This window comes from Rhizobium sp. 01T437, assembly GCF_056398505.1.
The window spans coordinates 120,397-146,218 of sequence record NZ_JBFTPM010000006.1; the positions used below are offsets into that span (position 1 = coordinate 120,397).

A 25,822-nucleotide genomic window follows, 5' to 3' on the forward strand; every position below is an offset into this window, starting at 1 on the left:
GCTGATAGTCTGATTGAATGAGAATGGGCGGCTTCGGCCGCCCATTTTCGTTTCACGTCCTTGTCACCTCAGGCCGACTTTGTCGGACCGACGGGCGACAGAGCCACTTTACAATCGAGAAGGGCGGCGGTGAGGACGATGAGAGGGATCGGCCCGGCGCGTAAAAACGCAGGGCTCGAGCGTCCTATCAATTTCATGGAGCTGTTCCCTGCGGCGATTGACGGTCGCGCTGCCGGATCTTAGGAAGCCTTCGCCGCATCGAGGGTGGCTGACAGAAATACCTGATCAGACGAAGCGGCAATGCACTTCCGTTGTTTATGTCGGGATTGTGAGGAGTACCGCCATCGTGTACGCACGACGCATTATTCACATCTGGGGTAGAAATGAACTTCATCTCGCCTGAATACGCGCTGCTTTTCTGCGTGGTATTCGCGCTGTACTACCTGTTTCCTCGTCTACAGATTGCCATTCTGTTGGTGGCAAGCCTTGTCTTTTACGGCTGGTCGCAGCCTCTGGAGATTCCGCTGCTGTTGGCAGTTTCGTTTGGCTCCAGTACAGCAACATATCTCATTCTCAAAGGCCGTGCCGATCCCAAGAGGCTTATGATCTACGGAGTTGCCGCCAATCTCTCCGTCCTTGCTTTTTTCAAATACAAGTTCCTTTTCATTGACCCAAAGCTCGCCGCAGCCTCCAGCACGAACGGGTTAATTGAGAGCATCCTGTATGCCCCGCTCCCGATCGGGATCTCATTTTATACATTTCATTGCATCAGTCTGATTGGTGACGCTTATCGGCGGCAATTCACGGAGGAGGATCTCGCCGGCGGCCTGAGATATTGGCATTTCATGCGCAATGGCCTGCTCTATCTCGTCTTCTTTCCGCAAATCGTTGCAGGGCCGATAGTCAAGGCCCATCAGTTCATGCCGCAGATCGGTAAGAAGAAAATCAGAGACGTGCCCTTCGCCGAGGCGGCGAAATGGATTATCTGGGGCCTGTTCTTTAAGTCCTTTGTTGCCGACAATCTGGCGCAATTTACAGTCTGGATGGATCAACCCGCCACATTTCAGGGCCTGGGGCGCTACGACCTCCTCGCGCTTCTGTTCTGCTACAGCTTTCAGATCTTCGCAGATTTTGCCGGTTATTCGGCCATCGCAATCGGATCGGCCGCCCTGTTGGGCTATCGGCTGCCGATCAATTTCAATCGGCCATACACGGCTAGGTCATTTTCCGACTTCTGGCGAAGATGGCACATCAGCTTGTCAAGTTTTCTGCGCGAGTATCTCTATATTCCGCTTGGCGGTAACAGGCACGGTCCAATCCGAACATATCTGAACCTATTCATCACGATGGCGCTCGGCGGCCTTTGGCATGGCGCAGAAATCTCGTTTCTTCTCTGGGGTGCAGCGCATGGAGTGGCCCTATGCATAGAAAGAGCGCTCAGTCCATTCGCCAATGTCGTTCGATCCCGAGGGGCAATTACCGTCACTTTGCAAGTTGCCTATACAGCACTTATTTTTTTGGCGGTGTCTTGCTTATGGCTGTTCTTCAAGCTGCAGAATTTCGACCACGCCTCGCTCTACATTCAGGCGATCGCGAATACACCAATACGGCTCGCCTTTCAGCCCTATCAATACGCGATAGTTGCAGTCTATGCTGTGCCAGTCATGTTCGCTCATCTCGTCCCGAAACAGATAAGTGAGAAAGACAGCATGTTCATGGCAATATGCTATGGCGCGATGCTGACGTTCTCGATCTTCGACAAGGGGCCGACGGATGCCTTCATCTATTTCCAGTTCTGAGAACATCGCCGCACGGCGTCGCCAGTATGACGAGCGTCTTATCTCGATGGCACAGGGCCCGCGGGACTGGATATTCATAGCCTCGATCGGTGCAGCCGCCTTATTTTTCTTTGTGCTGTGGAGCCTCGCAATCCCGTACCTTCCAAAATACCTTCCAACACTCAACCAATCGGAAGGCAATCGGCAGGTCATCGTGGATTTCGAGCGAGATGACATCTCGTCAATTACACTCGCCGGTACATCCCTACTCTACCGGCTCTCCTCGCGCCTTTTCGACGTAAAGACGGCCAACGTTTCCTTACCTGGGCAGTCGCCAGTGTCGAGTGCGATGATTGCGTCAGAAAGAAACCCCAGGATACTCGTTATCGAGATAAATATCCTAGATCGCCCACGCAATCTTGAACTTGAGGGATTTGCCAGGCGTATCTTTTCGCCGCCGCTCGGTCTGCAAGCTTTAAACTTCGCTTACAGCCCGGTTCGATCAGTCGTATCTCGCGCATTCGACCTCGATGTGATCGTTGATCAGCAGGCAAGGGCGACAGCGGATGCGGCGCGACAACTTATCGATCGAACACCGGAGCCACTAAACTCCGGCGAAGCTGTTTCGTCAGCGGCAAGGGCGCTGAATAAGCGGCCCGTCGATGGGACGATAAGCCAGTCTGCGCAAGATTTGCGGGCGATTGCAGACCGGATCGAAACTTCAGGAGGCAAGGCCTTCTATCTTCTCATGCCGATGCATCCTCTGGTCGCTGCGACTGAATATGAAACGCGGAGTAAGGATGCGATGATCGCCGCTGATCCAAAATTCAGCGATCGGTTGCTCAAGATTGATTGGAATGACGAAATCCGATGGGAACCGGATGGCGCTCACCTCGACGCAAGATCAGCCGCGATTGTCGCGCGACAGCTTGAGCAAGTCATTGCCAAGCAGACTAGGTAGCGGTGCGATCTAACCGCAAGCACCGTTGGTCGCATATTGGTGAGGATGCGATCGACATCGGCACCGTTTCTATCGTGAGCTTTCCACGATTTGCGGTACAATGGCACCGTGCTGCGGAAAGAAAGGCTTCCAATATGAAACTGATCGCACTTGGCCTGATCGGCGCGCTGGCGCTCGCTGGCTGCACGACTGTCGAATATACCGGTCCCGGCATCGAGCCCATCCCCGGCAGCATCACCTATAACGGCCAGCCGCGCACCAAACTGACGAAGTCGCCTGTCGGCTCGACTTTCCCGCATAATTTCATCGATCAGTACGGCCGTCAGGTCGAAGAGACCTATATCATCCGCCCGGATCGCACGCTGGCGATCGCTCACCGCCAGTACCGGCCGATCAACATTTTCGGAAGAGATTGAGAGATGTAACTGGAGCGGGTGAAGGGAATCGAACCCTCGTATTCAGCTTGGGAAGCTGCTGCTCTACCATTGAGCTACACCCGCCTGATGGCTTGAGACTTCCAACAGATGGCCGCCGCTGTCAAGTGACGGCGCCATCGGGCATCAAATGCGAAAATGCTTCGACAGTTTGAGGCCCTGGGCCTGATAGTTGGAACCGAGGCCCGAACCGTAGAGGCTCGACGGCTGTTCCTGCATGTGTTCGTAGATCAGGCGGCCGACGATCTGGCCGTCCTCCAGGATGAAGGGCACTTCGTGGCTGCGCACTTCCAGCACGGCGCGGCTGCCGCGCCCGCCGGCCGGCGCATGGCCGAAGCCGGGGTCGAAGAAGCCGGCATAGTGGACGCGGAATTCGCCGACGAGCGGATCGAAAGGTGTCATTTCCGCCGCATAATGCGGGGGAACGTGCACGGCCTCACGCGAGACGAGGATATAGAACTCATCCGGGTCGAGGATCAGTTCAGTGCGGCCGCGGCTATAGAGCGGCTCCCAGAAATCGTAGATATCGTGCTGGGCCTTCTTGTCGACGTCGACGACGGCCGTGTGGTGTTTGCCGCGATAGCCGATCAGGCCTTCTTCGTCGCCCGTCAGATCGATCGACAGCGCAATGCCGCCGCCGGATACGTTCGGCAGCTTGGAGGCGACGAGCGTTTCCGTTGCGTGCAACTTCAAAAGCTCCGGTTCGCCCAGAACCGAATGGCCGACGCGGAAGCGGATCTGTGACAGGCGCGAGCCGCGGCGCACGACGATGGGGAACGTGCGCGGGCTGATTTCGAGATAAAGCGGGCCGGAATAGCCTGATGGGATCTTGTCGAATTCCTGCGCGTAATCGGTGATGACGCGCGTGAAGATATCGAGGCGGCCGGTCGAACTCTTCGGATTGGCCGAGGCCGACATGTCGGCCGGCAGATCGAGGCGCTCCATCAGTGGTACGATGTAGACGCAGCCGGTTTCCAGCACCGCGCCTTCACTGAGGTCGATGACATGCAGGCTCAGCCGGTCGAGCTTGTCTGAAACGAGATGGGACGGGCCGGGCATGAAGCTGGCGCGCACACGGAAAGCCTTGGCGCCCAGCCGCAGATCCAGACTGGCAGGCTGGATCTGGTCGCGGTCCAGCTCGCGCTCGCTTTGAAGACGCCCCGTCTCAAACAGCGCGGCAATTGCGCGGTCGGCCAAAATTCCAGTTTCGCGAGCCATCATGCTCCATCCATAATTTGCAGCCGACAAAACCAAAGTCGGGGAATTGACGCAAGCTTAGAACGGCAGTATTGCAAATTTATCCCGTGGTGATTTGGCCGGTCGGCTTGCAGCCACGTTAAATAAGTGGCTAAAAAGACCGGGTTGAAAACCGGTCTGCATTTGCGGCCGGTTTTTTTGTTGTTTGAAAGTGGTGATGGCATGAGCAAGACTTGGCGCCCGGCAACCCAACTCGTCCACGGCGGAACGCTCCGCTCGCAATATGGTGAGACATCCGAGGCAATCTATCTCACGCAGGGTTTCGTCTACGATACGTCGGAAGCGGCAGAAGCGCGCTTCAAGGGCGAGACCGAAGGTTTCATCTATGCGCGCTACGGCAGCCCGACCAATGACATGTTCGAAAAGCGCATGTGCATGCTGGAAGGCGCCGAAGACGCGCGCGCCACCGCTTCCGGCATGGCCGCCGTCACCGCCGCCATTCTCTGCCAGCTGAAGGCCGGCGATCACATCGTTGCCGCGCGCGCCCTCTTCGGCTCCTGCCGCTGGGTCGTCGAGACGCTGGCGCCGAAATATGGCATCGACTGCACGCTGGTCGACGGCCGCTATCTGGAGAACTGGGAAAAGGCAATTACGCCGAAGACCAAGGTGTTCTTCCTGGAAAGCCCGACCAACCCGACACTGGAAGTGGTCGATATTGCTGGTGTTGCCAAGCTCGCCAACCAGATCGGTGCGAAGGTCGTCGTCGACAACGTCTTTGCGACGCCGCTCTTCCAGAAGCCGCTGGAGCTCGGCGCTCATATCGTCGTCTATTCCGCGACCAAGCACATCGACGGCCAGGGCCGCTGCCTCGGCGGCGTGGTTCTTTCCGACAAGGAATGGATCGACGAGAACCTGCATGACTATTTCCGCCATACTGGCCCCGCCATGTCGCCCTTCAATGCCTGGACGCTCTTGAAGGGCATCGAGACGCTGCCGCTGCGCGTCAAGCAACAGACGCAGAATGCCGCAAAGATCGCCGATTTCCTCGCCGATCAGGGCAAGGTCGCCAAGGTCATCTATCCCGGCCGCAAGGACCATCCGCAGGCCGATATCATCGCCAAGCAGATGACCGGCGGCTCGACGCTGGTCTGCTTCGAACTGAAGGGCGGCAAGGATGCGGCGTTCGCGCTGCAGAACGCGCTGGAGATCGTCAAGATTTCCAACAATCTCGGCGATTCCAAGAGCCTGATCACCCATCCGGCGACGACCACGCACAAGAACCTGACGGACGAGGCGCGTGCCGAGCTCGGCATTTCGCCTGGCACCGTGCGCCTGTCGGCCGGCATCGAAGACACGGACGATCTCATCGAGGATTTCGCCCGCGCGCTCGCCAAGGTCTCGGCCTGATCTTCTCCAGCATCGGCCCGAAAATCGGAATCGATTTTCGGGCCGATGCGTAGTTTCAAAGAGCAGAGCGTCCTTTGTGCGTTCGAAAGGACGCACGGCGTTCTAGGCACGGCAGCGGAAAGCACCGCGGTCGTGGCATTTGCCTTGAAATTAACACTGAGAGTTAGGCTTAATGAACGAAAGGCGGTCCAACCGGGGGTGGTGAGGCCGCGATCACTGTACCGTTTCTTGACGGCAGAGGCCTCTTATAAGATACGGGTAACATATCCTGACTAAGGTGTAAGGCATGTATCGCGCCCTCACACGAGATATCGAAGTCGTTGTCGAGCCGTTTTATCTGGAGGAGCAATCCGATCCGGAGGACGATCGTTACGTCTGGGGTTACCGTGTGGTCATCAGCAACAATTCCGGCATCGCCGTGCGTCTCGTCAACCGCTACTGGAACATTACCGACCAGAACGGGCAGATCGACGAGGTCAGCGGCCCCGGCGTCGTCGGCGAACAGCCGCGGCTGCAGCCAGGTGACACCTATGAATATTCCTCCGGTTGCCCGCTTGATACGCCATCCGGCCTGATGTTCGGCCACTACCAGATGGAGACGGACGAAGGCGAGATGTTCAATGTCGACATACCCGCCTTCTCGCTGGATTCACCCGGCCTGCTCAGGGTGCTTAACTAAAGCGCGGCGCGATCTTTCAGATTCGCTTACCACGCTTTAGACCTTGTTTTCGCATGTCGTTATCGCAAAACCGCTGCACAGTTTTGCGCAACATGCTTTTAGTCACTCCGCCGCTGCAACTTCGTGCACCGGGAAGCGGTAGGTCGTGGAGCAGAACTCGCAGGTGACCGAGATCTCGCCGTTTTCCTGGCTCGCCTCGATTTCCTCGGCGCTGAAGCCCTTCAGCACGCCACCGATCTTTTCCCGCGAACAGCTGCAACGATCGAAGACCGCTCGCGGTTCGTAGACGCGCACGCCGCGCTCGTGGAAGAGGCGGAAGAGCAAGCGCTCGGTGCCGACAAGCGGATCGGTCAGTTCATCGGCATCCACGGTTTCAACGAGCGAGCGGGCTTCCGTCCAGGCATCATCCTCGACATGGGCGCGCGCAGCCGTGTCACCATCACCGCCGTGAAGATCGGGCCGGCGCATACGCTCCGGCGCTTCCGGCAGGAACTGGGCGACGAGGCCCCCTGCCCGCCAGCGGTGACGCGGCTTACCGTTCTCGTCGCGGTCGAAGAGCTCGGCGGCGGCAAGGCGAACACGCGTCGGGATCTGCTCCGACTGGCGGAAATAGACGCCGGCAATGTCTTCCAGCGAGGTGCCGTCAAGCGCCACGATGCCCTGATAGGGCTGGCTGAACTTGCCCTGGTCGATGGTGAAGGCGAGCACGCCCTTGCCGAGGAGCTGTTCCGGCTCGGTCTCGCCCGATGCGATCGCCTGATCGAGCAGCGCCTGATCGAAACGGGCATAGGCACGGACATTCTCCGGCGTCGAGAAATCGGCGACCAGCAGATCGACGGGGCCGTCGCTCTTGGTCTGGACGGTGAACTTGCCGTCGAATTTCAGCGAGGTGCCGAGCAGCACGGTCAGCACCACCACTTCCGCCAGGAGGCGGGCGACGGGCGTGGGATAATGATGGCGTTCGAGGATTGAATCCAGCATTGGGCCGAGCTGGACGGCGCGACCGCGCACATCCAGCCCTTCCACCTGGAAGGGGACGACATGATCATCGCCGGCGAAATCGAACTCGCCGAGGGCGGCGGCAGCTTCTGCCATGGCTTTCACTCCTGTTTTGTCAGAGCAGCCGGCTAGCGTACCGGCTGCTTGCGCAGCCGCGAGTTTGGAACTCGCGACATCCGATTATGGTTCAGATCGCGCCCAGGCACCAAGCAAGAATCGACTTCTGCGCATGAAGACGGTTTTCCGCCTCATCGAAGACCACGGATTGCGGACCATCGATCACCTCATCCGTCACCTCCTCACCGCGGTGAGCGGGGAGGCAGTGCATGAACAATGCGTCTTTGCCGGCCTGCGCCATCAAATGCGCGTTGACCTGATAAGGCTGGAAGACATTGTGACCGCGGGCCCGATGTTCCTGATTCATGGAGACCCAGGTATCGGTCACCACGCAATCGACGCCGGCGACCGCACGGTCTGCATCATGGTAAAGCATGACTTCGGCGCCCTCATTGCGGGCCCAGTTCAGATAGTGATCCTTCGGCTCGGAACCAAGGGGTACGGCCATGTTCATGCGATAGCCGAAACGGGCAGCGCCTTCGACGAGCGAATGCAGCACGTTGTTGCCGTCGCCCGTCCAGGCGATCGTCTTGCCCTTGATCGGGCCGCGATGCTCTTCGAAGGTCATGATATCGGCCATGATCTGGCAGGGATGGGTATCGTCCGTCAGCGCATTGATGACCGGCACGGTCGCATGCTCGGCAAGCTCCAGCATGCGATTGTGGTCGGTCGTGCGGATCATGATCGCGTCGACATAGCGCGACAGAACCTTGGCGGTGTCGCCGATCGTCTCGGCGCGGCCGAGCTGCATTTCTGTACCCGACAGGAACAGCGTCTCGCCGCCGAGCTGGCGCATGCCGACATCGAAGGAGACGCGGGTTCGGGTGGACGGCTTCTCGAAGATCATGGCCAGCATCTTGCCGGCGAGCGGCTTGTCGCCGCTGCCTGCCTTGAATGCCTGCTTTCGCAGCTTGGCATCGTCCATGATGGTTCTGAGGTCGGATGCGGTGACCGCGGAGAGATCGAGGAAATGTTTGGGGGAAGCCATTGTTCGTTACCTGCTACGCCCGCCGTCGGGCGGGGCATTGTCCTATCAAGCGGTCTTCTTGACCTTGGCGGCACGGATGCTTTCGGCGGCGCGCTCGATACGGGAAATTCCCTCGCGCGCCTCTTCCGCGGTTACGACCAGCGGCGGAAGCAGACGGATGACATTATCGCCTGCCGGAATCGCCAGAAGATGGGCGGCGCGGATTTCCTTCAGAAGTTCTGCCGAAGGGATGGCAGCCTTGATGCCGAGCATCAGGCCTTCGCCTCTGATATCTTCGATGACATCGGGATAACGATCCTTGAGCGAGGCGAGGCCCTGACGGAAGACGAGGGTGATATCGCGCACATGCTGCAGGAAGCCATCGGCCAGGATGATATCCAGCACCGCGCTGCCGACAGCCATGGCCAGCGGGTTGCCGCCATAGGTGGAGCCATGCGTGCCGGCCTTCATACCGGAGGCAGCTTCTGCCGTTGCGAGGCAAGCGCCAAGCGGGAAGCCGCCGCCAATGCCCTTGGCAACCGCCATGATATCAGGCGAAACACCCGACCATTCATAAGCAAAGAGCTTGCCGGTACGGCCGACGCCGGTCTGCACCTCGTCGAGGATCAGCAGCAGGCCATGCTCGTCGCAGAGCTCGCGGAGCGCCCTCATGAATTCCGGGGTCGCCGGGCGAATGCCGCCCTCGCCCTGGACCGGCTCGATGAGGATGCCGGCCGTCTTATCGGTGATTGCCGCGCGGACGGCCTCGATATCGCCGAAAGGCACCTGATCGAAGCCGGGGGCCTTGGGGCCGAAACCTTCGAGATATTTCTCCTGACCGCCGGCGGCGATGGTCGCGAGCGTGCGGCCGTGGAAGGCGCCTTCGAAGGTGATGATGTGGAAGCGCTCGGGATGGCCCTTGGAGAACTGGTAACGGCGCGCAGTCTTGATGGCGCATTCGAGCGCCTCGGCGCCTGAATTGGTGAAGAACACCTTGTCGGCGAAAGTGGCATCCGTCAGGCGCTTGGCAAGCTTCTCCTGTCCCGGCACCTCATAGATATTGGAGAGATGCCAGACCTTGTCAGCCTGATCCTTGAGAGCGGCCACAACGTGCGGATTGCTATGCCCCACGGAGGTAACGGCAACGCCCGCGCCGAAATCCAGATATCGCTCGCCCGTTTCGGTGATCAGCCACACGCCCTCGCCTCGCTCGAACCGCAGCGGGGCACGAGAATAGGTATCATAAAGCGGCGAGGCTTCAGCCATGGCGCAATCTCCTGGTCAGGCTCTAAGGCAACGGACTCCGGCTAAGAAAACCAGGCCCGAAAAATCAAAAATGCCGCCTTGCGGCGGCAGGGAGCACTATTTACTTTTCGCACTGCAATGTCAACAAAACTGAGGATTTAGCACATGCGTCAAGCCTCAAATCAGACTTGCAGGTCTATCAACAGCTAATGTTGCAGAAATGACTCGCCGGGGAAGCAAGTTGGGGAAAACCCCGAATTCGGATTCATCGGATTCCTGCGACTCTTGTCACAGAGTCAGGCTCACACTAGGTTAAAGTTCAATTACTAGACTGCATGCGGCGGAACTAGTCACCAAAATTGATCAGGCGTTTCTTGCTTCGGAGACTTCCGAGGCAACGGTGAGGGATTCTGCCATCACCAACGCGAAAGGTGGAGACAGGGCAATGAACTGGACAGACGAGCGTGTCGAGAAGCTCAAGAAGCTTTGGTCAGAGGGGCTGAGCGCCAGCCAGATCGCTGCGCAGCTTGGCGGAGTGAGTAGAAACGCTGTTATCGGCAAGGTTCACCGGCTCAGTCTTCCCGGCCGCGCCAAGGCCGGCGGCACGGCAACCGCTGCGCGCGCACCCAAGCGCAATACGTCGGCTCCGCGCGCCCCGAACTATGCGTCTCGCATCACCACCCGCACCGTTACCCGCCAGCAGGGCGCAACGATGCTGAAGGAAGAGATCGAGATCGAAACGGTCGAGGAAATGGAATATGTGCCGGCCAAAAACGTGGTCGTGCCGATCTCCCGCCGCCTCGGCCTGACGGAACTGACAGAGCGCACCTGCAAGTGGCCGGTCGGCGATCCGCTGAAGGACGACTTCTACTTCTGCGGTTGCGACTCCCCGGATTCCTCGCCCTATTGCAACTATCACCAGCGCCTCGCCTACCAGCCGGTCAGCGAACGCCGCAAGGCTGTCCGGGTCGCCTGACCCGCACCTTCTCAACAAATGCAGCATCCGCCGCCCCTCTTCGCTGACGCGCAGAGGGGCGTATTTTTTTAGCCGGCACAGGAGGGCTGGAAAACGGCTCCTGACCACGATCTGCCGGAGGCCGATCTCTGCCTGCCGTTCACCATGCCTGACGATGCGAACTTATGTGGCCCAACGCCACCGATGCGTTTCAGCCCTAGACCGGTATGGAACGGTGGTCATGGCGCTGTAACGCGATTTTCTGATACAGATGCGGTATTCTCGTGGAGTAGCACGGCGCAAACAGTCGCTCAGGGGTGCCAATGGAGATCGATCCAAAGCGGATGACAATGGGGTTCGTCGGGACGGGCACGATTACCGAGGCCGTCGTCACCGGATTGAGCAAGACAGCGTTTCGCGACACACCGATCGTGCTGTCACCGCGCAGCGCGAGCGTCGCCGCCCGCCTTGCGGCGGCAAACCGGAATGTGTCGATCGCTTTGGGCAACCAGGATGTTCTCGACCGATCCGATCTCGTATTTGTGGCAGTGAGGCCGCAAATTGCCGAGGAGGTGATCCGCTCGCTCCGATTTCGGCCGGGTCACCATGTCATCAGCTTTGTCGCGGCCACGCCAATGGATCAACTGCTGGCGTGGATCGATCAACCAGTTCGCCTGAGCCTGGCAATTCCACTTCCGTTCGTCGCAGATCTTCAGGGCGCGACCGCGATCTACCCGCTCGACGAGGTTTCCCACGCCCTCTTTTCGGCGCTCGGAACGGCGATCCAGGTTGAAAACAAACTTGAGTTCGAACTTCTCGCGGTGGCGAGCTGCCTGATGGCCACCTATTTCGGCATCCTGGACGAGACGTCGACCTGGCTGCAGAGCCAGGGGCTTTCGGGAACGGCTGGCGACGCCTACCTCCGTCAATTGTTTTCCGGCCTCGCCCATGCTGCCCGTTCAAAACCTGTCGCGAGTTTTGATGAACTCATCGGCGAGCATTCGACCAAGGGCGGATTGAATGAACAGGTGCTCGAAGACTTTCGCGAGTTCGGCGGCACTGCGGCTCTGCAAAAGGCTCTTGATCGAGTTCTCGCACGCATTCGTCTGTAGAAAGCAGGTTCTCTCGAGGTCCGCTTTCGGCGCCTGGTGTCGGCTTTCATAAGAAGCTCGGGGTGCCAGATAGACAAACGGGCCGCCCGGCAAGCGAGCGACCCGTCTGGACCTCCGATCACTCGGATTAAGCTTCCATGGAATATCCCGCGCCGCGGACGGTGCGGATGACATCCTGCATGTTGGAGAAGTTCAGCGCCTTACGCAGGCGGCCGACATGGACGTCGACAGTACGTTCGTCCACGTAGATATCGTGGCCCCAGACGCCATCCAGAAGCTGCGAGCGGGAGAAGACCCTGCCCGGCGACGACATCAGGAATTCGAGCAGGCGGAATTCGGTCGGGCCGAGGCGGACTTCGCGGCTCTTGCGATGAACGCGATGCGTTTCGCGATCGAGCTCGATATCACCACACTTCAGAACGGTGGAGAGAACTTCCGGGCGGGCGCGGCGCAGCATCGCCTTGACGCGGGCGACGAGTTCCGGCGTGGAGAAGGGCTTGACGACATAGTCGTCCGCGCCGGTCGAAAGACCGCGAACACGCTCGCTTTCTTCGCCGCGGGCCGTCAGCATGATGATCGGCAGACGCTCGGTTTCCGGCCGCATGCGCAGCCGGCGGCAGAGCTCGATACCGGAAACGCCCGGCAGCATCCAGTCAAGGATGAGCAGGTCCGGGGTGCGCTCCTGAAGCCGGATTTCGGCCTCGTCGCCACGGAGGATCGTATCCACCTCGAAACCTTCAGCCTCGAGGTTGTAGCGGAGAAGCACGCTCAGCGCCTCTTCATCTTCAACAACTGCAACTCTTGGGATCATGCGTGTCAGTCTCCTAATGCATGATCCTTAAACCGGGGGTGATTTAAGCAAGGGACCATGCAGGAACTCGGAATTGGCTGCACCTTTGCGCGCCCCCGCGCGGGGCGCGCATGCAATCGGCAGTTCAGGATTACTCCGTCACCGCACCAACGGTATTGGAGCTATCGTCCTTCGGACGCTCGCCCTCCGGCTGGGCGCCGGTTGCCATGTAGTAGATCGTTTCTGCGATGTTGGTCGCATGGTCGCCGATACGCTCGATGTTCTTGGCGCAGAAGAGAAGATGCGTGCAGCTCGTGATGTTGCGCGGATCTTCCATCATGTAGGTGAGGAGTTCGCGGAACAGCGAGGTGTACATCGCGTCGATCTCATCGTCGCGCTCGCGGATGGACTTGGCCTTATCAGCGGAACGCGTCGTATAGACATCGAGCACTTCCTTGAGCTGGACGAGCGCCAGTTCGGAGAGATGCTCGAGACCGCGGGCGAGCTTGCGCGGAACGCCGGTGCTCTGGACGGCGATGACGCGCTTTGCGGTGTTCTTGCCAAGGTCGCCGACGCGCTCGAGGTCGGCGGCGATGCGGATCGAACCCATGATCTCGCGAAGGTCGGAGGCCATCGGCTGGCGACGAGCAATCGTGACGATCGCCTTGTCGTTGATTTCGCGTTCCGCGTGATCAAGGATCACGTCATCGGAAATGACCTTCTGGGCGAGCGCAGTGTCACCGTTGACAAGCGCACGGACGGCCTCGCCGACCATCTGTTCGGCAAGACCACCCATCTCGGAAATGCGCCGGGACAGGAATTTCAGATCGTCATCGTAAGCGGAAAAAATATGTGTCGATGCCATGGGGCTTTGTCCTCGAAAATCGGGAAGGCTTCACATCGCCAAAATCAGCCGAACCGGCCCATGATATAATCCTGGGTGCGCGGATCGTCCGGATTGGTGAACATCTTGTCGGTATCGTTTTCCTCGACCAGGTTGCCGAGGTGGAACATGGCCGTACGCTGTGATACGCGCGCGGCCTGCTGCATGGAATGCGTCACGATGACGATGGTGTAGTTTTCACGCAGCTCGTGGATCAGCTCTTCGACCTTGGCAGTCGCGATCGGGTCGAGCGCCGAGCAGGGCTCGTCCATCAGGATGACTTCCGGGCTGACGGCAACGGCGCGTGCGATGCACAGACGCTGCTGCTGACCGCCGGAAAGGCCGGTGCCGGATTCATGCACGCGATCCTTCACCTCATTCCAGAGGCCGGCGCGCTGCAGGCTCGTCTCAACGATCTGGTCCAGGTCGGCCTTGGACTTGGCAAGGCCATGGATGCGCGGGCCGTAAGAAACGTTTTCATAAATCGTCTTCGGGAACGGATTCGGCTTCTGGAACACCATGCCGACACGGGCGCGGAGTTCGACGACGTCGATGTCAGGATCGTAGATATCATCGCTGTCGAGCGTGATCTTGCCGGTGACCCGGCAACCGTCGATCGTGTCGTTCATGCGGTTCAGCGACCGCAGGAAGGTGGACTTGCCGCAGCCCGACGGGCCGATCAGGGCGGTCACGGTGTTTTCGCGGACGTTCAGATTGACATCGAAAAGCGCGCGCTTCTCGCCGTAATAAACGGAGACATCCTGTCCGATCATCTTATACGGGACGTTGCTCATTTTCTGGTCCAGCGCCTTCTCAACTGCGGCTTCCGTCAACATGTTCATGATCTCTACTCCGTTTACCAGCGGCGCTCAAAGCGACGACGCAAGAGGATAGCTCCCATGTTCATGACGATCAGGAACAGGAGCAGGACGATAATGGCACCCGAGGTTCTTTCCACGAATGCGCGCTCGGCTTCGTTGGCCCACATGTAGACCTGAACCGGAAGTGCCGTGGAGGGATCGAGTGGACTGCTCGGCGCCTGGGCGACGAAGGCGACCATGCCGATCAGCAGCAGCGGCGCAGTTTCGCCGAGTGCATGGGCAAGGCCGATGATCGTGCCGGTCAGGATGCCGGGCATTGCAAGCGGCAGCACGTGGTGAAACACCATCTGCATCTTCGAGGCGCCGAGGCCGAGGGCAGCCGCGCGGATCGACGGCGGCACGGCGCGCAGAGCCGCACGCGTCGCGATGATGATCGTCGGCAGTGTCATCAGGGTCAGCACCAGACCACCGACCAGCGGTGCCGAACGCGGCAGGCCGGCGAAGTTGATGAAGACCGACAGGCCGAGCAGACCGTAGACGATCGACGGAACGGCGGCGAGGTTGTTGATATTGACCTCGATCAGGTCCGTCAGCTTGTTCTTCGGCGCGAATTCCTCGAGATAGATCGAGGCGGCAACGCCGATCGGCAGCGCAAGGACGAGAACGATCAGCATCAGATAGAGCGAGCCGATAAGGGCGACGCCGAGACCTGCGGCTTCCGGACGGCTGGAATTGCCGTTGACGAAGAGGCCGGTGTTGAACTGCTTGTGGAGAGCGCCGCTCGCCTTCAGCTCATTCATCCAGGCAACCTGCTTGTCGTTGACCTTGCGGTTCTTCTCATCGACCGAGAGATCGATCTGGCCTTTGTTGGCGCTGTCGATATTGGCATCCGCAAGCACCGTGACATTGACGGTCTTGCCGATGATCGACGGGTCGGCAACGACCATGTCGCGCAGCTGAATGGGCGCACCCTTGGACAGCATGGCGGATGCGTCGCGTACGTCCGGACGGCTCGACGCATTGATGTTGAGCTGCTTGACGATCGCGTCGCGCAGCAGAACCGGATAGTTGGCGGAGACCAGCACCGAAGGGTCGGTCGCACGCTTGTTGTCCGGGTCAATCGTCTTCTCGGTGAATTCGATCGGCAGGGTGATCGACGTCTGCAGGAAGGCGGTATAGCCGTTGCTGATGACGGTCCACAGCAGAATGAAGAGGAAGACGAGGCCGAATGCTATGGCTGCGATGCCATAAGCCTGGAACCGGCGCTCGGCAGCGTAGCGACGCTTGATGCCGATATCGCGACGCGCGGGCGCCTTGGAAACGGTGACGCCGGCGACGGGGGAAACAATATTCGTCATTCGTACTGCTCCCGGTATTTGCGCACGATATAGAGCGCGTAGATGTTGAGGCAAAGCGTGATGCAGAACAGCGTGATGCCAAGTGCGAAGGCAACCAGCGTCTGCGGCGATGTGAATTCAAGGTCGCCGGTCAGCTGGTTGACGATCTTGACGGTCACTGTCGTCATCGGCTCGAAGGGATTGATCTGGATGCGGGCGGCGACACCGGCCGCCAGAACCACGATCATGGTTTCGCCAATGGCGCGCGAAGCAGTCATCAGCAGCGCGCCGACGATACCGGGAAGAGCTGCGGGCAAGACCACCTTCTTGATGGTTTCGGAGCGTGTGGCGCCGAGACCGAGCGAGCCGTCACGCAGTGCCCGCGGAACTGCGGTGATGATATCGTCCGACAGCGAGGAAACGTAGGGGATCAGCATGATGCCCATGACGATGCCTGCGGTGATGACGCTCTGTGCCTGGATGAAGTTCGTATAGCTGCCGCTCAGAAGACCGCTGATCTGCGCCGAGAAATCACGCAGGAACGGCCCRACGGTGACGAGCGCAAAGAAGCCATAGACGATCGTCGGAATGCCGGCGAGCACTTCGAGAAGCGGCTTGGCGATCGAGCGCACCTTCGAAGAAGCATACTCGGCCATGTAGATGGCGGCAAAGAGGCCGACCGGCACGGCGACCAGCATGGCGACCAGGCCGATATAGAGCGTGCCGAGCAGAAGTGGGATGAGCCCGAACTGGCCGAAGGAGGAGCTGCCCGCACCGGCAAAACGCGGATCCCAGACCGTTCCGAAGAAGAAGTCGAAGAAGGGAACGACCGCGAAGAAGCGGCCCGCTTCAGACAGCATCGAGAGCACGATGCCGATCGTCGTCAGAATGGCGATGGAGGATGCAACGAGCAGCGCCCAGAGCATAACGCGCTCGACACGGTTGCGGGCGCGGAAGCGCGGAGCAACGGAGCGCAGCGCATAGAAAGCACCTGCGACAGATATGAGCAGCACGATCGCCGTCATGATGACGCGGCTCGTCATGCTCTCCGAGTTCAGGGTCTTTGCGGCAGCGATCATATAGGGCTGCGGCTCGCCGGCGAGCGGTACGCCCTTCTCGCTGAGCTTTGCCTGCAGGCCAGCAGGATTGCCGGAGAGAGAAGAGACCTCATCCGAAGTCAGCATGTTCATGCCGCGGGCAACCGTGGCGACCATGCTGTAGGCGAGATCCTGCTGGACGGCCGGTTGCGCCTTCACATCATCGGGAAAACCGCCGCGAACGGAGGAAGAGACGATGCCCGGGCTGACAGCAAGCCAGACGAACAGAACAATCAGGGAAGGCAGAACAGCCCAGATCGCGGCATAAGAGCCGTAATAGACCGGCCGCGAATGCAGGGCAGAAGACCTGCCTCCGGAAAGCGCCATCGCGCGGCTGCGCGCAGCCACATAGGCAACGGCGCCGATCACTACCAGGCACAAGAGTATGATGGATGTGCTCATTCGTTACGTCCCCAGGCCCACAGCCCCCAAAGAGCCCGGCAGCTCCAGGAGCGTGCCATTGGCTTCAATATCATGGAGAAGAAGTTCATCCGCCCGGCGCCCAAATGGAGCCGGGCGGATAAGGTGATGCCGGCGCGACACCCCCAAGTGTCGCGCCGGCAAAGTCATTACATGGTCTTGCCGGCTTCTACGGCCTTACGGATCGCATCACGCTCTGCATCCGGAGCAGCAACGAGGCCGTATTCAGCGAGCGGGCCGTCAGGGCCGATCATCTGGTCGGATACGAAGAAGTTGACATATTCCTTCAGGCCCGGAACGGCGCCGAGATGCGCCTTCTTGACGTAGAAGAACAGCGGACGGGAAACCGGGTAGGTGCCGTTAGCGATGGTTTCCGTCGACGGAACGATGCCGTTCACGCTGGCAACCTTGAGCTTGTCAGCGTTGTTTTCGTAGAAGGAGAGACCGAATACGCCAACGCCGGTCTTGTTGGCAGCGATGCGTGCCAGCGTTTCCGGATAGTCGCCGTCGATGTCGACAGCAGCGCCGTCCTTGCGAACTGCGACGCAAGCCTTGCCCTGGGCAGCCTTGTCGGCGATTTCCTTGGCGATGACTTCCTGAGCGCCGGAAGCCTTGCAGCCGGCAGCGAGAACGTTCTGTTCGAAGACTTCGCGGGTACCGTGCTTTTCGCCCGGGATGTAAGCAGCGATATCAACAGCCGGAAGCTTCGGGTTGACTTCAGACCACTTCTTGTAGGGGTTGGCGACGAGCTTGCCGTCAACAACAACCTGGGCAGCGAGGGCCTTGTAGATGTCGGCCGGAACGTAGGCAACATCCGGGTTGGACGAGTCGGTTGCGAAGACGATACCGTCATAACCGATCTTGACTTCCTGGATGTCCGTTACGCCGGCAGCCTTGCAGGCTTCCGCTTCATTCTTGTTGATCGGACGCGAAGCGTTGGCAACGTCGATCGTGTCTTCACCGACGCCCTTGCAGAATTCCTTGAGACCAGCGCCCGTGCCGCCGGATTCGACGACCGGCGTCTTGAACTTGGAGAAGGTTTCACCGAAGGACTCGGCGACGATCTTTGCGTACGGCAGGACGGTGGACGAACCAGCAACCTGAATCTGGTCGCGAGCAACTGCAACGCCAGCGAAAGCGGCGGTTGCAGCGAGCGCGGCAACAGTAAGTTTAAAGGTGTTCATTTGAATCTCCCGGCATTTGGGCTTGTGTGAGTGCGGCCTCAAAGAGGCCCTCGCATTGCCTTTTTTCATCGGCAGGACTCTCTTAGCGCCTTAAGCCCCGTCCTTTTATGTCAAATCGATGAAACATTTATGACAAGATAAATTCTTGATTTTAAATATAAAAATATGGCGCTTAAAAATTGTGTGCGACATATTGCGTCAGAAACGCACGGTAAACTCCGTTCCCTTGCCCACCTCTGATTTAACGATCAGCCGTGCACGATGGCGCGTCAGAATATGCTTGACGATGGCAAGCCCGAGCCCCGTGCCCTTCTTGGAACGGCTGTCTTCGATGCTGACGCGGTAGAAGCGCTCCGTCAAGCGCGGCACATGTTCGGCCGGAATGCCCGGCCCCTTGTCGACGACGCTGACCTCCACCGGCTGGCCCGACCCGTTCTTCAGCCAGACATCGACGACTTCGCCTTCCTGGCCGTATTTGCAGGCGTTTTCCATCAGGTTCTCGAAGACTTGGACGAGCTCGTCGCGGTCTCCCAGCACTTCGACCTTGCCTTCCGGCAGGTGCAGGTTGATCGAGACGCCGACATCCTTCGCAAGCGGCACGAGCGAATCCCTGACGTGGCCGAGAAGCGGCACGAGATCCACCTTCTCATCGGGGGCGATATGCGACTTGAGCTCAAGCCTGGACAGAGACAGGAGATCGTCGACGAGCCTGCTCATGCGCGTCGTCTGGTCGAACATGATGCCGAGGAAACGCGCCTGCGCCTTCGGATCGTTTTTGGCCGGGCCCTGGATCGTCTCGATGAAGCCGCGCAGCGAGGCAAGCGGCGTGCGCAGCTCATGGCTGGCATTGGCGACGAAATCCGAGCGCATGCGATCGATGCGGCGTATTTCGGAAATATCACGGAAGGAGAGGATGTAATAGCGCTCATTGCGGCCGTCATCATCCTTGAATTCGACAGGAGCGCTGCGAACGATATACACGCGCTCGGAAGGCAGCCGCTCGGAATGCTCGATCTGGTTCGGGGCGTTGGTGGCGATGGTTTCGCGCACCATGTCCAAGACACCAGGCGAACGCAGCCTCGCCGATATATGGGAGCCGAGCGCCACCTCGCCGAAGGCCTTTTCAGCCGCGCGGTTCTGAAACAGCACCGAGGCATCTTCCGAGAGCACCATGACCGGGATATCGAGGCCGGCCAGCGTGGCGGAGACCTCCGGCAGGCGGCTCAGAGGCACTTCAGGCTCTGGTTCGACCGGCTCGACGACATCAGGTCTGATCACCGGCGCCTCGTTGAAGAGCGAGGTGAAGATCATCACAAGCAGCAGGGCGAGCACGATCCATTTGTTCATGCCCGCGGCAAGCGCCACCAACGCGCTCAGCAGCGTCGCCAGCAAAACCGGGCGTTCGCGCCGGATGCGCGCCAACAGGCTTTTTGTCCACGGCATTTCGTCTTCCAAGCTGCCCCTCACGGCGTCGATTCGTTTTTCTTTGTATTCAAACTCTGCCTGATAGCCGCGTTTCATGACAGAAGTTTTCCATTTGAGAAACTTGCGCGAAAAGCCGCAGCGCGTGACACCGAATTGCGCTTTGCTTACGCAGCGGATTTGATTTTCAATGATAAATATGCTCGCCTGCTGAAAAACGAAATCATTGAGCGCAGGAGAAGACGATGGCCGAGGATGTCGAAAGCAGAGTTGTGGAGCTGGAGATCAGGGGCAAGAGACGCGTCTTCGATATCGATGATCCCGTGCTGCCCGACTGGGTGGATGAGCATGCGCTGGAATCCGGCGGCTACCCCTACAAGAAGAAGCTGAAGGACGACGAATATCTCGAAGAGCTCAGGAAGCTGCAGGCCGAGCTCGTAAAAGTGCAGTTCTGGCTGCAGGCGACGGGCAAGCGGGTGATGGCGCTCTTCGAAGGGCGCGACGCGGCCGGCAAGGGCGGCGCGATCCAGGCATCCTCGGCTCACATGAACCCGCGTCTTGCCCGCGTGGTGGCGCTCGCCAAGCCTACGGAGCGGGAACAGGGTCAATGGTACTTCCAGCGCTATATCGCACAGTTTCCGACATCGGGCGAATTCGTGCTCTTCGACCGCTCCTGGTACAATCGCGCCGGCGTGGAGCCGGTCATGGGCTTCTGCACGCCGAAACAATATGAGGACTTTCTCAATCAGGCGCCGCAGGTGGAAAAGGTCATCGCCCACGAAGGCATATTCTTCTTCAAGTTCTATCTGGATATCGGCCGGGAAATGCAGATCAAGCGGTTCCATGACCGGCGGCACGATCCGCTCGCCGTCTGGAAGCTCTCCTCGATGGATATAGCCGCATTGAGCAAATGGGGCGACTACAGCGAGAAGCGCGATCGCATGCTGAAGGAAACCCACACGGAGTTTGCGCCCTGGACCGTGATCCACGCCAATGACAAACACCGGGCGAGGCTCAACCTCATCCGCCACATGCTGAAAACCATCGACTATGACGGCAAGGACAAGGACGCGATCGGCGCGCTTGATGATAAGATCATCGGCTCGGGTCCCGGCTTCCTGAAATAAACGTCCCTACGGCATCGGCCCGAAAATCGAAATCGATTTTCGGAAAGCCTGATGTGTAGATTAAAAGAGGCAGAGCGTCCTTTGTGCGTCCGAATGGACGCACGGCGCTCTGGCAAACCGGGTCGCTTACTGGCCCGGCAGGATGCGCACAGCAAAGAGATTGATGCCACGGGCCTTGCCGTCGACATCGCTGTTGATCATCAGCCGGCCCGGAGAATTCGGCGCCAGGGAGCGGTCGAAGCGCACCTGCAGCAGCGCGTCCGATTTTTCACGCGTGACGTTGAAACGATGGCGGGCGCAATTGCCGAGCGACTGGAAATCGCACTCGACGGTGATTTGTGTAGGCTCGTCCGTGGTGGACTGCAGGGTCAGCGCGATGGTCGAGGACTTGCCGGCGAGCTGCTGCAGGACATTGGCCGGAATGGTGATGGAGACATTGCCATCCGTATTGCCGCTCTGAGAGGTCAGGCGGAGGGCCGGGCCTTCGGTTTCAGTGACATTTTCGATGCGGGCACGCGGGCCGCTCTCGATCTTGTCGGCATCCGAGGGCTTGAAGACCTCGATCCAGTCTGCCGAGAAACCGTTCTGCGGATCGATCGTGACCGGCTGGTCGACATGCGAAGACGCGTCACCGGCGCCGTCCTCGCCATCGAAATCTTCCGGCTGCGTGCTGGCGGGCGGATTGGCGACGCTGGTGTCGCGCTCAGCCGCCGTCATCAGCAGGCCGGAACTATAGACCCACCAGCCACCTGTGCCGATGAAGGCGAGCAGCACGCACCAGACAAGCAGGCGCGAGAAGAATTTGCGCGGCTTGCGGCGAACAGCGGCCCGCTCAGGGCGGAAATCCATGCCGCTGCGCTTCTCCGGCGTCGCGCGCGTCTCTCCGCGCATCTCTCCATCAGGTGCCGCCCCCAGCTGATCGGCGCTGCTGGCGTGGACGTCATCCAGGCTTGCATCGTCCGTGCGCCGGGAAGTGGCGTTGTAGCCGCGTGTTTCACCTGTAACGGCCAGGCTGTCATCCTCGCCCCCGCGATAGACGGGCTCTTCCGGACGATAGGCGGGCTCTTCCACGTGATGGGCGGGCTCAGGGATCTCCACAACGGGCGGAACCGGAACTTCCGGAGGTCCCTGCCGCGGGTGAAGGCGGGCACGCTCTTCGCTCTCGATGGTGTGGATCGTCGTTTCGAGGCGGTGGCGGTGATGGGCCACCACATCGGCATCGGTGATATCCTGCTTGCGCAGGCCGGCTTCCAGCGCCTGACGCGCGGACTGATAGATGCGTGCACGAACTTCCGCACTGTCGCGGTCGGAATTATCGAGCGCAGTTCTGATAGCCGTTTCTAGTCCGCTCACATCAGGCCCTTCACGTTTCGTGCCGGCATCAACACCAAAAGATTGAATGCCTGTCAAAATTCGGTAGCGGCAAGTGCGGCAAACCGCAAGCCTTGCAGCCCTTCCGGAACGCATCGGCGGGGGAAAAGCAGCCGCCGGGCGTTCCGAATTCTCCATTAGATATAGTGAAAATGGACAGGATTACGGAAAAGGCAGCAAGAAGAAGACCACACTCTTTTCCTCAGGCGCTGGCTCTGCTAATCAATTGACGTTTTCGTAAACGTCAAAAAGCGGTGAAAGCATGGCCCTGCCCCCGATCCTTAGGGATAATCTGAGACTGCCGGTCATCGGCTCGCCGCTTTTCATCGTCTCCCATCCGGCGCTGACACTGGCGCAATGCAAGGCCGGCGTGATCGGCGCGTTTCCGGCCTTGAACGCGCGGCCGGAAAGCCAGCTCGACGAGTGGCTGGCCATGATCACCGAAGATCTTGCACATTATAATGCCAGGCATCCGGAACGGCCGGCCGCACCCTTTGCGGTCAACCAGATCGTCCATATGTCGAACAAGCGGCTGGAGCACGATCTGATGCTCTGCGTGAAATACAAGGTGCCTGTTGTCATTTCCTCGCTTGGCGCCGTGCCGGAAGTGAATGCAGCGGTCCATTCCTATGGTGGCATCGTGCTGCATGACGTGATCAACAACCGCCATGCCAATTCGGCAATCCGCAAGGGTGCGGACGGACTGATCGCGGTTGCGGCAGGTGCGGGCGGACATGCGGGCACGCTTTCTCCCTTCGCACTGGTGCAGGAGATCCGCAGTTGGTTCGACGGCCCGCTTCTGCTTGCCGGCTCGATTGCGACCGGCGGCGCCATTCTGGCAGCACAGGCGATGGGCGCTGACATGGCCTATATCGGCACCCCCTTCATCGCGACCGAGGAGGCGCGCGCCTCCGATGCCTACAAACAGGCGATCGTCGAGGGTGCCGCCGCCGATATCGTCTACTCGAACTATTTCACCGGCGTGCACGGCAACTACCTGAAGCCCTCCATTCGGGCAGCAGGCCTCGACCCGGACGATCTGCCTGACGCCGATCCCTCGAAGATGGATTTCGAACAGGCGACGGACGGCGCAAAGGCCTGGAAGGACATCTGGGGCAGCGGCCAGGGCATCGGCGCGATCAAGGCGGTGGAGCCGGTCGCGAAGCTGGTCGACCGGCTGGAAGCGGAATATCGAGCCGCCCGCACCCGGCTGGCGCTCTGAAGTGCGGGCCTTTCCACAGGCTTCAGCTTTTTTGCCCGAGGGCATAAGAGGGTGCTTGAAATCTTCGGACAATGGCTGTATCAGCCCCATGCAAATCGCGGGCCGCATGCTTCGCCCGCCGGATTGCCGCTTTAGCTCAGTCGGTAGAGCACATCATTCGTAATGATGGGGTCAGGTGTTCGAGTCACCTAAGCGGCACCATTAGCCTCTTGATTGTAAGTATAAATTCTCGACGTCTTCAGATATTACCCGCCGACGACGCGCTCAAGTCGCCACGCATGTAGCGCAATTGCCTGCCAGAACGTCGTAACCACTCGGGTCTGTCAATACGAACTCGGCGCGTAAAATGTCAGCGTTCGATTGTCATTGACTCTACGAAATCGCGTTAGTTGTATTGGAATCGTGATTCTAGGAATGTTTCAGGGAAAATTATGAGCGCAAGGAAAGTCGGTTCGGCTCCACCTTGTGGAGGGACCCCAGGGCATCCCGACCGCTGAGATCATAAACTGGACACGTCACGTCCTAAGTGTACCGCGCTCTAAGCTCGCAGGTCTTCTATCATGGCCCGAAGTCAAAAAGGCGGGAGTGTACTTTCTTGTTGGCCCCAATCCGGACGACGATGGTCAAACGTTCGTTTACATTGGCCAAAGGTGTTCTAACGCCGCGTTGTACAACGAGTGCAGGCCATATAGCGCCTGGGCACCCCGCCGAACCAGCCTAAGTCGGCGAAGGCCCTCGTGTCAAAAGGACCACGACGACTGCGAGCGACAGGAGCACTCCGAGTATATAGAATGTGTCGGAAAACGCCATGACGAAGGATTGTTGCTGGACGAGCGTGCCGAGCAAGATCTCGGCCTCATGATGTGCATGACCTATATCACCGGCGCCATGCGCCATAAAATACTGCTGCATGTCCGTCAGAAACTGCCCGACGTTGTTTCCATAGGGCGTGACCGACTGGCCGATGATGTTGGAATGGAATTGTTCACGTTTGGTGATGATCGTTGCCAGTGTGGCCGTTCCCACTGCGCCACCGAGGCTTCGCATCATGTTGAACAGCCCGGATGCCGCTCCTGATTGCTCTCTGGGGATTCCAATAGTTGCGATACCGATCAACGGTGCGATCACCACGGCCTGACCAATTGCACGCACAATGTTGGTAATCATGAACTGGGGACCACCGTCGTCGAAGCTCAGATGCGTGTTCAGAAAGCAGCTTGCTGCGAAGATAGCCAGACCGACGGAGACGATGGCACGCCGATCGAAGTGCTTTTGCAGCAAAGGCACGAAGGGGATGATCAGAAGCTGCGGCAGGCCGGCCCAGGCCAGCACCAAGCCCGTTTGTTCGGCATTGTAGCCTTGAACTCCGTTCAGGTACGCAGGCAGCACGTACACCGAGCCATAGAGGGCGAAGCCAACAATGATATTGGCGAGGGTACCCAATCCAAAATTTCGGCGGGCGAGCAGACGTAGTTGGACAGCAGGTTTCTCGACGACCAACTCGATGATGATGAAAATCGTCAGTGCAATGGCTGCGAGGATGGCCAAGTGCACTATGTAGGGTGACCCGAACCAGTCGTCCTTGTTGCCTTCATCGAGCACTGTTTGCAGCGATGCCAAGCCAACCGCCATGAATGCGATGCCGAGCCAGTCGCCGTCGCGCAGCAATGCGAGGTTCATCTTGGATCGTTCCAGCGTCGGATAGAGCAAGCCAAACATCAACGCCCCGGGGACAAGGTTGATGAAGAAGATATACTGCCATCCGTAGTTTTCGGTCAGGTAGCCGCCGATGGTCGGCCCGATTGCTGGTCCGAAGGTCGCAGTCAGCGCGAAAGCCGCTAACCCCGTCGGCTGCTGGCGCAGCGGGATCGTCGTCAACACGCGAGTGAAGGCCATCGGAATCATCACCCCGCCCGTGAGGCCCTGCAATCCACGGAACATGATCATTTCCGATAGGTTCGTGGCAAAGGCGCAGCAGACGGAAAACAACAGAAACAGGCCGAGATTGCCGAGCAATGCGCGGCGGAAGGTGAAGACGCGGCTGAGATAGTCCGTCAGCGGGATCATGATGATTTCGCCGATCAGATAGGCGGTCGAGATCCAGGTGCCGTTGTCGGAACCGGTACCGATTCCGCCTTCGATCTGTGGAAGCGAGGAGTTGGTGATCTGAATGTCGAGGACGGCAATCAGCGCCCCCACCATACAGCCGCCAACCGCGATCCAAGTGCGCATGCTGGCGCCCGCCTCGCGCTCAACTCCAGATGTCTCCATGCCCGCCATCGCCGTAGACCTCCCAA

At 59.2% G+C, this 25,822-nt stretch carries 22 protein-coding genes, 2 tRNA genes and 1 riboswitch; of the genes, 10 read left to right on the forward strand and 14 right to left on the reverse strand.

Annotated features, from left to right (window positions below):
• Window positions 1-383 precede the first annotated feature (383 nt).
• The 3 genes from AC1DM5_RS13630 (at window position 384) to AC1DM5_RS13640 (ending at window position 3,155) form a co-directional block, all read left to right on the forward strand.
• Window positions 384-1,799 carry an MBOAT family O-acyltransferase gene (locus tag AC1DM5_RS13630; protein ID WP_477818993.1) on the forward strand — a complete coding sequence of 472 codons (1,416 nt, stop codon included), beginning with the start codon at window positions 384-386 and terminating at the stop codon, window positions 1,797-1,799.
• The gene (locus tag AC1DM5_RS13635; protein WP_477818994.1) at window positions 1,774-2,739 is read left to right on the forward strand and encodes a hypothetical protein; all 966 of its coding nucleotides are present in this window, start codon (window positions 1,774-1,776) and stop codon (window positions 2,737-2,739) included. Before AC1DM5_RS13630 ends, AC1DM5_RS13635 begins: the two co-directional genes overlap by 26 nt.
• A 134-nt stretch (window positions 2,740-2,873) precedes the next feature.
• Window positions 2,874-3,155, forward strand: coding sequence for a hypothetical protein (locus AC1DM5_RS13640; protein WP_477818995.1), 282 nt, complete (start codon window positions 2,874-2,876; stop codon window positions 3,153-3,155).
• Window positions 3,156-3,165: 10 nt separating this feature from the next.
• Here AC1DM5_RS13640 and AC1DM5_RS13645 read toward each other — a convergent pair.
• Window positions 3,166-3,239: transfer RNA gene (locus AC1DM5_RS13645), tRNA-Gly, on the reverse strand.
• Window positions 3,240-3,299: 60 nt separating this feature from the next.
• On the reverse strand, window positions 3,300-4,394 hold the full coding sequence (locus AC1DM5_RS13650; RefSeq protein ID WP_477975116.1) for a 2'-deoxycytidine 5'-triphosphate deaminase: 1,095 nt from the start codon (window positions 4,392-4,394) through the stop codon (window positions 3,300-3,302).
• Between the two features lie 73 nt (window positions 4,395-4,467).
• A riboswitch (SAM riboswitch) is annotated at window positions 4,468-4,546 on the forward strand.
• A gap of 46 nt (window positions 4,547-4,592) precedes the next feature.
• On the opposite strand from AC1DM5_RS13650, the gene AC1DM5_RS13655 reads away from it, so the two are divergent.
• Both AC1DM5_RS13655 and apaG read left to right on the forward strand, forming a co-directional pair.
• On the forward strand, window positions 4,593-5,777 hold the full coding sequence (locus AC1DM5_RS13655) for an O-succinylhomoserine sulfhydrylase (RefSeq protein ID WP_477818997.1): 1,185 nt from the start codon (window positions 4,593-4,595) through the stop codon (window positions 5,775-5,777).
• Window positions 5,778-6,063: 286 nt separating this feature from the next.
• The gene (gene apaG / locus AC1DM5_RS13660; protein WP_037101151.1) at window positions 6,064-6,456 is read left to right on the forward strand and encodes a Co2+/Mg2+ efflux protein ApaG; all 393 of its coding nucleotides are present in this window, start codon (window positions 6,064-6,066) and stop codon (window positions 6,454-6,456) included.
• 102 nt (window positions 6,457-6,558) lie between these two features.
• Here apaG and AC1DM5_RS13665 read toward each other — a convergent pair whose 3' ends face one another.
• The 3 genes from AC1DM5_RS13665 to AC1DM5_RS13675 form a co-directional block, all read right to left on the reverse strand.
• Window positions 6,559-7,551, reverse strand: coding sequence for an Hsp33 family molecular chaperone (locus AC1DM5_RS13665; RefSeq protein ID WP_477975121.1), 993 nt, complete (start codon window positions 7,549-7,551; stop codon window positions 6,559-6,561).
• Window positions 7,552-7,642: 91 nt separating this feature from the next.
• Window positions 7,643-8,560: an ornithine carbamoyltransferase gene (argF, locus tag AC1DM5_RS13670; protein ID WP_477818999.1), complete on the reverse strand. Its 918-nt coding sequence runs from the start codon at window positions 8,558-8,560 to the stop codon at window positions 7,643-7,645.
• A 45-nt stretch (window positions 8,561-8,605) separates the two neighbouring features.
• Window positions 8,606-9,805 carry an acetylornithine transaminase gene (locus tag AC1DM5_RS13675; protein ID WP_477819000.1) on the reverse strand — a complete coding sequence of 400 codons (1,200 nt, stop codon included), beginning with the start codon at window positions 9,803-9,805 and terminating at the stop codon, window positions 8,606-8,608.
• A 424-nt stretch (window positions 9,806-10,229) separates the two neighbouring features.
• Here AC1DM5_RS13675 and AC1DM5_RS13680 point away from each other — a divergent pair, with 424 nt between their 5' ends.
• Together AC1DM5_RS13680 and AC1DM5_RS13685 are read left to right on the forward strand one after the other, a co-directional pair.
• Window positions 10,230-10,760 (forward strand): GcrA family cell cycle regulator, encoded by a 531-nt coding sequence (locus AC1DM5_RS13680; RefSeq protein ID WP_113322922.1) that lies wholly within the window; start codon window positions 10,230-10,232, stop codon window positions 10,758-10,760.
• A 302-nt stretch (window positions 10,761-11,062) separates the two neighbouring features.
• Window positions 11,063-11,851 (forward strand): pyrroline-5-carboxylate reductase, encoded by a 789-nt coding sequence (locus AC1DM5_RS13685; protein WP_477819001.1) that lies wholly within the window; start codon window positions 11,063-11,065, stop codon window positions 11,849-11,851.
• Between the two features lie 127 nt (window positions 11,852-11,978).
• Here the strand turns inward: AC1DM5_RS13685 and phoB are convergent, their stop codons facing one another.
• From phoB to phoR, 7 genes are all read right to left on the reverse strand, one after another.
• On the reverse strand, window positions 11,979-12,662 hold the full coding sequence (phoB, locus tag AC1DM5_RS13690) for a phosphate regulon transcriptional regulator PhoB (protein ID WP_003570612.1): 684 nt from the start codon (window positions 12,660-12,662) through the stop codon (window positions 11,979-11,981).
• Between the two features lie 130 nt (window positions 12,663-12,792).
• Window positions 12,793-13,506, reverse strand: coding sequence for a phosphate signaling complex protein PhoU (gene phoU, locus AC1DM5_RS13695; RefSeq protein WP_007821274.1), 714 nt, complete (start codon window positions 13,504-13,506; stop codon window positions 12,793-12,795).
• Between the two features lie 44 nt (window positions 13,507-13,550).
• Window positions 13,551-14,366 (reverse strand): phosphate ABC transporter ATP-binding protein PstB, encoded by an 816-nt coding sequence (pstB, locus tag AC1DM5_RS13700; RefSeq protein WP_037101137.1) that lies wholly within the window; start codon window positions 14,364-14,366, stop codon window positions 13,551-13,553.
• 14 nt (window positions 14,367-14,380) lie between these two features.
• Entirely contained in the window at window positions 14,381-15,703 is a 1,323-nt protein-coding gene (gene pstA / locus AC1DM5_RS13705) for a phosphate ABC transporter permease PstA (RefSeq protein ID WP_477819002.1), read from the reverse strand.
• A complete protein-coding gene (gene pstC / locus AC1DM5_RS13710) occupies window positions 15,700-17,181 on the reverse strand; it encodes a phosphate ABC transporter permease subunit PstC (protein ID WP_477819003.1) in 1,482 nt (493 codons plus the stop codon). The genes pstA and pstC overlap by 4 nt, the downstream gene beginning before the upstream one ends.
• A gap of 167 nt (window positions 17,182-17,348) precedes the next feature.
• The gene (locus tag AC1DM5_RS13715; protein WP_477819004.1) at window positions 17,349-18,383 is read right to left on the reverse strand and encodes a substrate-binding domain-containing protein; all 1,035 of its coding nucleotides are present in this window, start codon (window positions 18,381-18,383) and stop codon (window positions 17,349-17,351) included.
• A 198-nt stretch (window positions 18,384-18,581) separates the two neighbouring features.
• Window positions 18,582-19,805: a phosphate regulon sensor histidine kinase PhoR gene (gene phoR, locus AC1DM5_RS13720; protein WP_477819162.1), complete on the reverse strand. Its 1,224-nt coding sequence runs from the start codon at window positions 19,803-19,805 to the stop codon at window positions 18,582-18,584.
• Window positions 19,806-20,050: 245 nt separating this feature from the next.
• Here phoR and ppk2 point away from each other — a divergent pair, with 245 nt between their 5' ends.
• Window positions 20,051-20,932, forward strand: coding sequence for a polyphosphate kinase 2 (gene ppk2, locus AC1DM5_RS13725; protein ID WP_477819005.1), 882 nt, complete (start codon window positions 20,051-20,053; stop codon window positions 20,930-20,932).
• Between the two features lie 126 nt (window positions 20,933-21,058).
• Here ppk2 and AC1DM5_RS13730 read toward each other — a convergent pair whose 3' ends face one another.
• The gene (locus tag AC1DM5_RS13730; RefSeq protein ID WP_477819006.1) at window positions 21,059-22,285 is read right to left on the reverse strand and encodes a hypothetical protein; all 1,227 of its coding nucleotides are present in this window, start codon (window positions 22,283-22,285) and stop codon (window positions 21,059-21,061) included.
• Window positions 22,286-22,565: 280 nt separating this feature from the next.
• Between AC1DM5_RS13730 and AC1DM5_RS13735 the strand changes: the two genes are divergently transcribed.
• Both AC1DM5_RS13735 and AC1DM5_RS13740 read left to right on the forward strand, forming a co-directional pair.
• Window positions 22,566-23,525, forward strand: a complete 960-nt coding sequence (locus AC1DM5_RS13735; protein WP_477819007.1) for an NAD(P)H-dependent flavin oxidoreductase — start codon at window positions 22,566-22,568, stop codon at window positions 23,523-23,525.
• A gap of 125 nt (window positions 23,526-23,650) precedes the next feature.
• Window positions 23,651-23,726, forward strand: a tRNA-Thr gene (locus tag AC1DM5_RS13740).
• Window positions 23,727-24,242: 516 nt separating this feature from the next.
• Here the strand turns inward: AC1DM5_RS13740 and AC1DM5_RS13745 are convergent.
• On the reverse strand, window positions 24,243-25,805 hold the full coding sequence (locus tag AC1DM5_RS13745) for a DHA2 family efflux MFS transporter permease subunit (protein ID WP_439014013.1): 1,563 nt from the start codon (window positions 25,803-25,805) through the stop codon (window positions 24,243-24,245).
• Window positions 25,806-25,822 lie beyond the last annotated feature (17 nt).

Bases quoted from the DNA above. Each gene is read 5' to 3' on its own strand.
- apaG (WP_037101151.1), top strand. From the start codon at position 6,064: ATGTATCGCGCCCTCACACGAGATATCGAAGTCGTTGTCGAGCCGTTT.
- AC1DM5_RS13640 (WP_477818995.1), top strand. From the start codon at position 2,874: ATGAAACTGATCGCACTTGGCCTGATCGGCGCGCTGGCGCTCGCTGGC.
- pstB (WP_037101137.1), bottom strand. From the start codon at position 14,366: ATGAACATGTTGACGGAAGCCGCAGTTGAGAAGGCGCTGGACCAGAAA.
- AC1DM5_RS13715 (WP_477819004.1), bottom strand. From the start codon at position 18,383: ATGAACACCTTTAAACTTACTGTTGCCGCGCTCGCTGCAACCGCCGCT.
- AC1DM5_RS13745 (WP_439014013.1), bottom strand. From the start codon at position 25,805: ATGGCGGGCATGGAGACATCTGGAGTTGAGCGCGAGGCGGGCGCCAGC.
- argF (WP_477818999.1), bottom strand. From the start codon at position 8,560: ATGGCTTCCCCCAAACATTTCCTCGATCTCTCCGCGGTCACCGCATCC.
- AC1DM5_RS13665 (WP_477975121.1), bottom strand. From the start codon at position 7,551: ATGGCAGAAGCTGCCGCCGCCCTCGGCGAGTTCGATTTCGCCGGCGAT.
- AC1DM5_RS13735 (WP_477819007.1), top strand. From the start codon at position 22,566: ATGGCCCTGCCCCCGATCCTTAGGGATAATCTGAGACTGCCGGTCATC.
- phoB (WP_003570612.1), bottom strand. From the start codon at position 12,662: ATGATCCCAAGAGTTGCAGTTGTTGAAGATGAAGAGGCGCTGAGCGTG.
- pstA (WP_477819002.1), bottom strand. From the start codon at position 15,703: ATGACGAATATTGTTTCCCCCGTCGCCGGCGTCACCGTTTCCAAGGCG.
- AC1DM5_RS13655 (WP_477818997.1), top strand. From the start codon at position 4,593: ATGAGCAAGACTTGGCGCCCGGCAACCCAACTCGTCCACGGCGGAACG.
- AC1DM5_RS13650 (WP_477975116.1), bottom strand. From the start codon at position 4,394: ATGATGGCTCGCGAAACTGGAATTTTGGCCGACCGCGCAATTGCCGCG.
- AC1DM5_RS13635 (WP_477818994.1), top strand. From the start codon at position 1,774: ATGCCTTCATCTATTTCCAGTTCTGAGAACATCGCCGCACGGCGTCGC.
- ppk2 (WP_477819005.1), top strand. From the start codon at position 20,051: ATGGCCGAGGATGTCGAAAGCAGAGTTGTGGAGCTGGAGATCAGGGGC.
- AC1DM5_RS13685 (WP_477819001.1), top strand. From the start codon at position 11,063: ATGGAGATCGATCCAAAGCGGATGACAATGGGGTTCGTCGGGACGGGC.
- AC1DM5_RS13675 (WP_477819000.1), bottom strand. From the start codon at position 9,805: ATGGCTGAAGCCTCGCCGCTTTATGATACCTATTCTCGTGCCCCGCTG.
- AC1DM5_RS13680 (WP_113322922.1), top strand. From the start codon at position 10,230: ATGAACTGGACAGACGAGCGTGTCGAGAAGCTCAAGAAGCTTTGGTCA.
- AC1DM5_RS13630 (WP_477818993.1), top strand. From the start codon at position 384: ATGAACTTCATCTCGCCTGAATACGCGCTGCTTTTCTGCGTGGTATTC.
- phoU (WP_007821274.1), bottom strand. From the start codon at position 13,506: ATGGCATCGACACATATTTTTTCCGCTTACGATGACGATCTGAAATTC.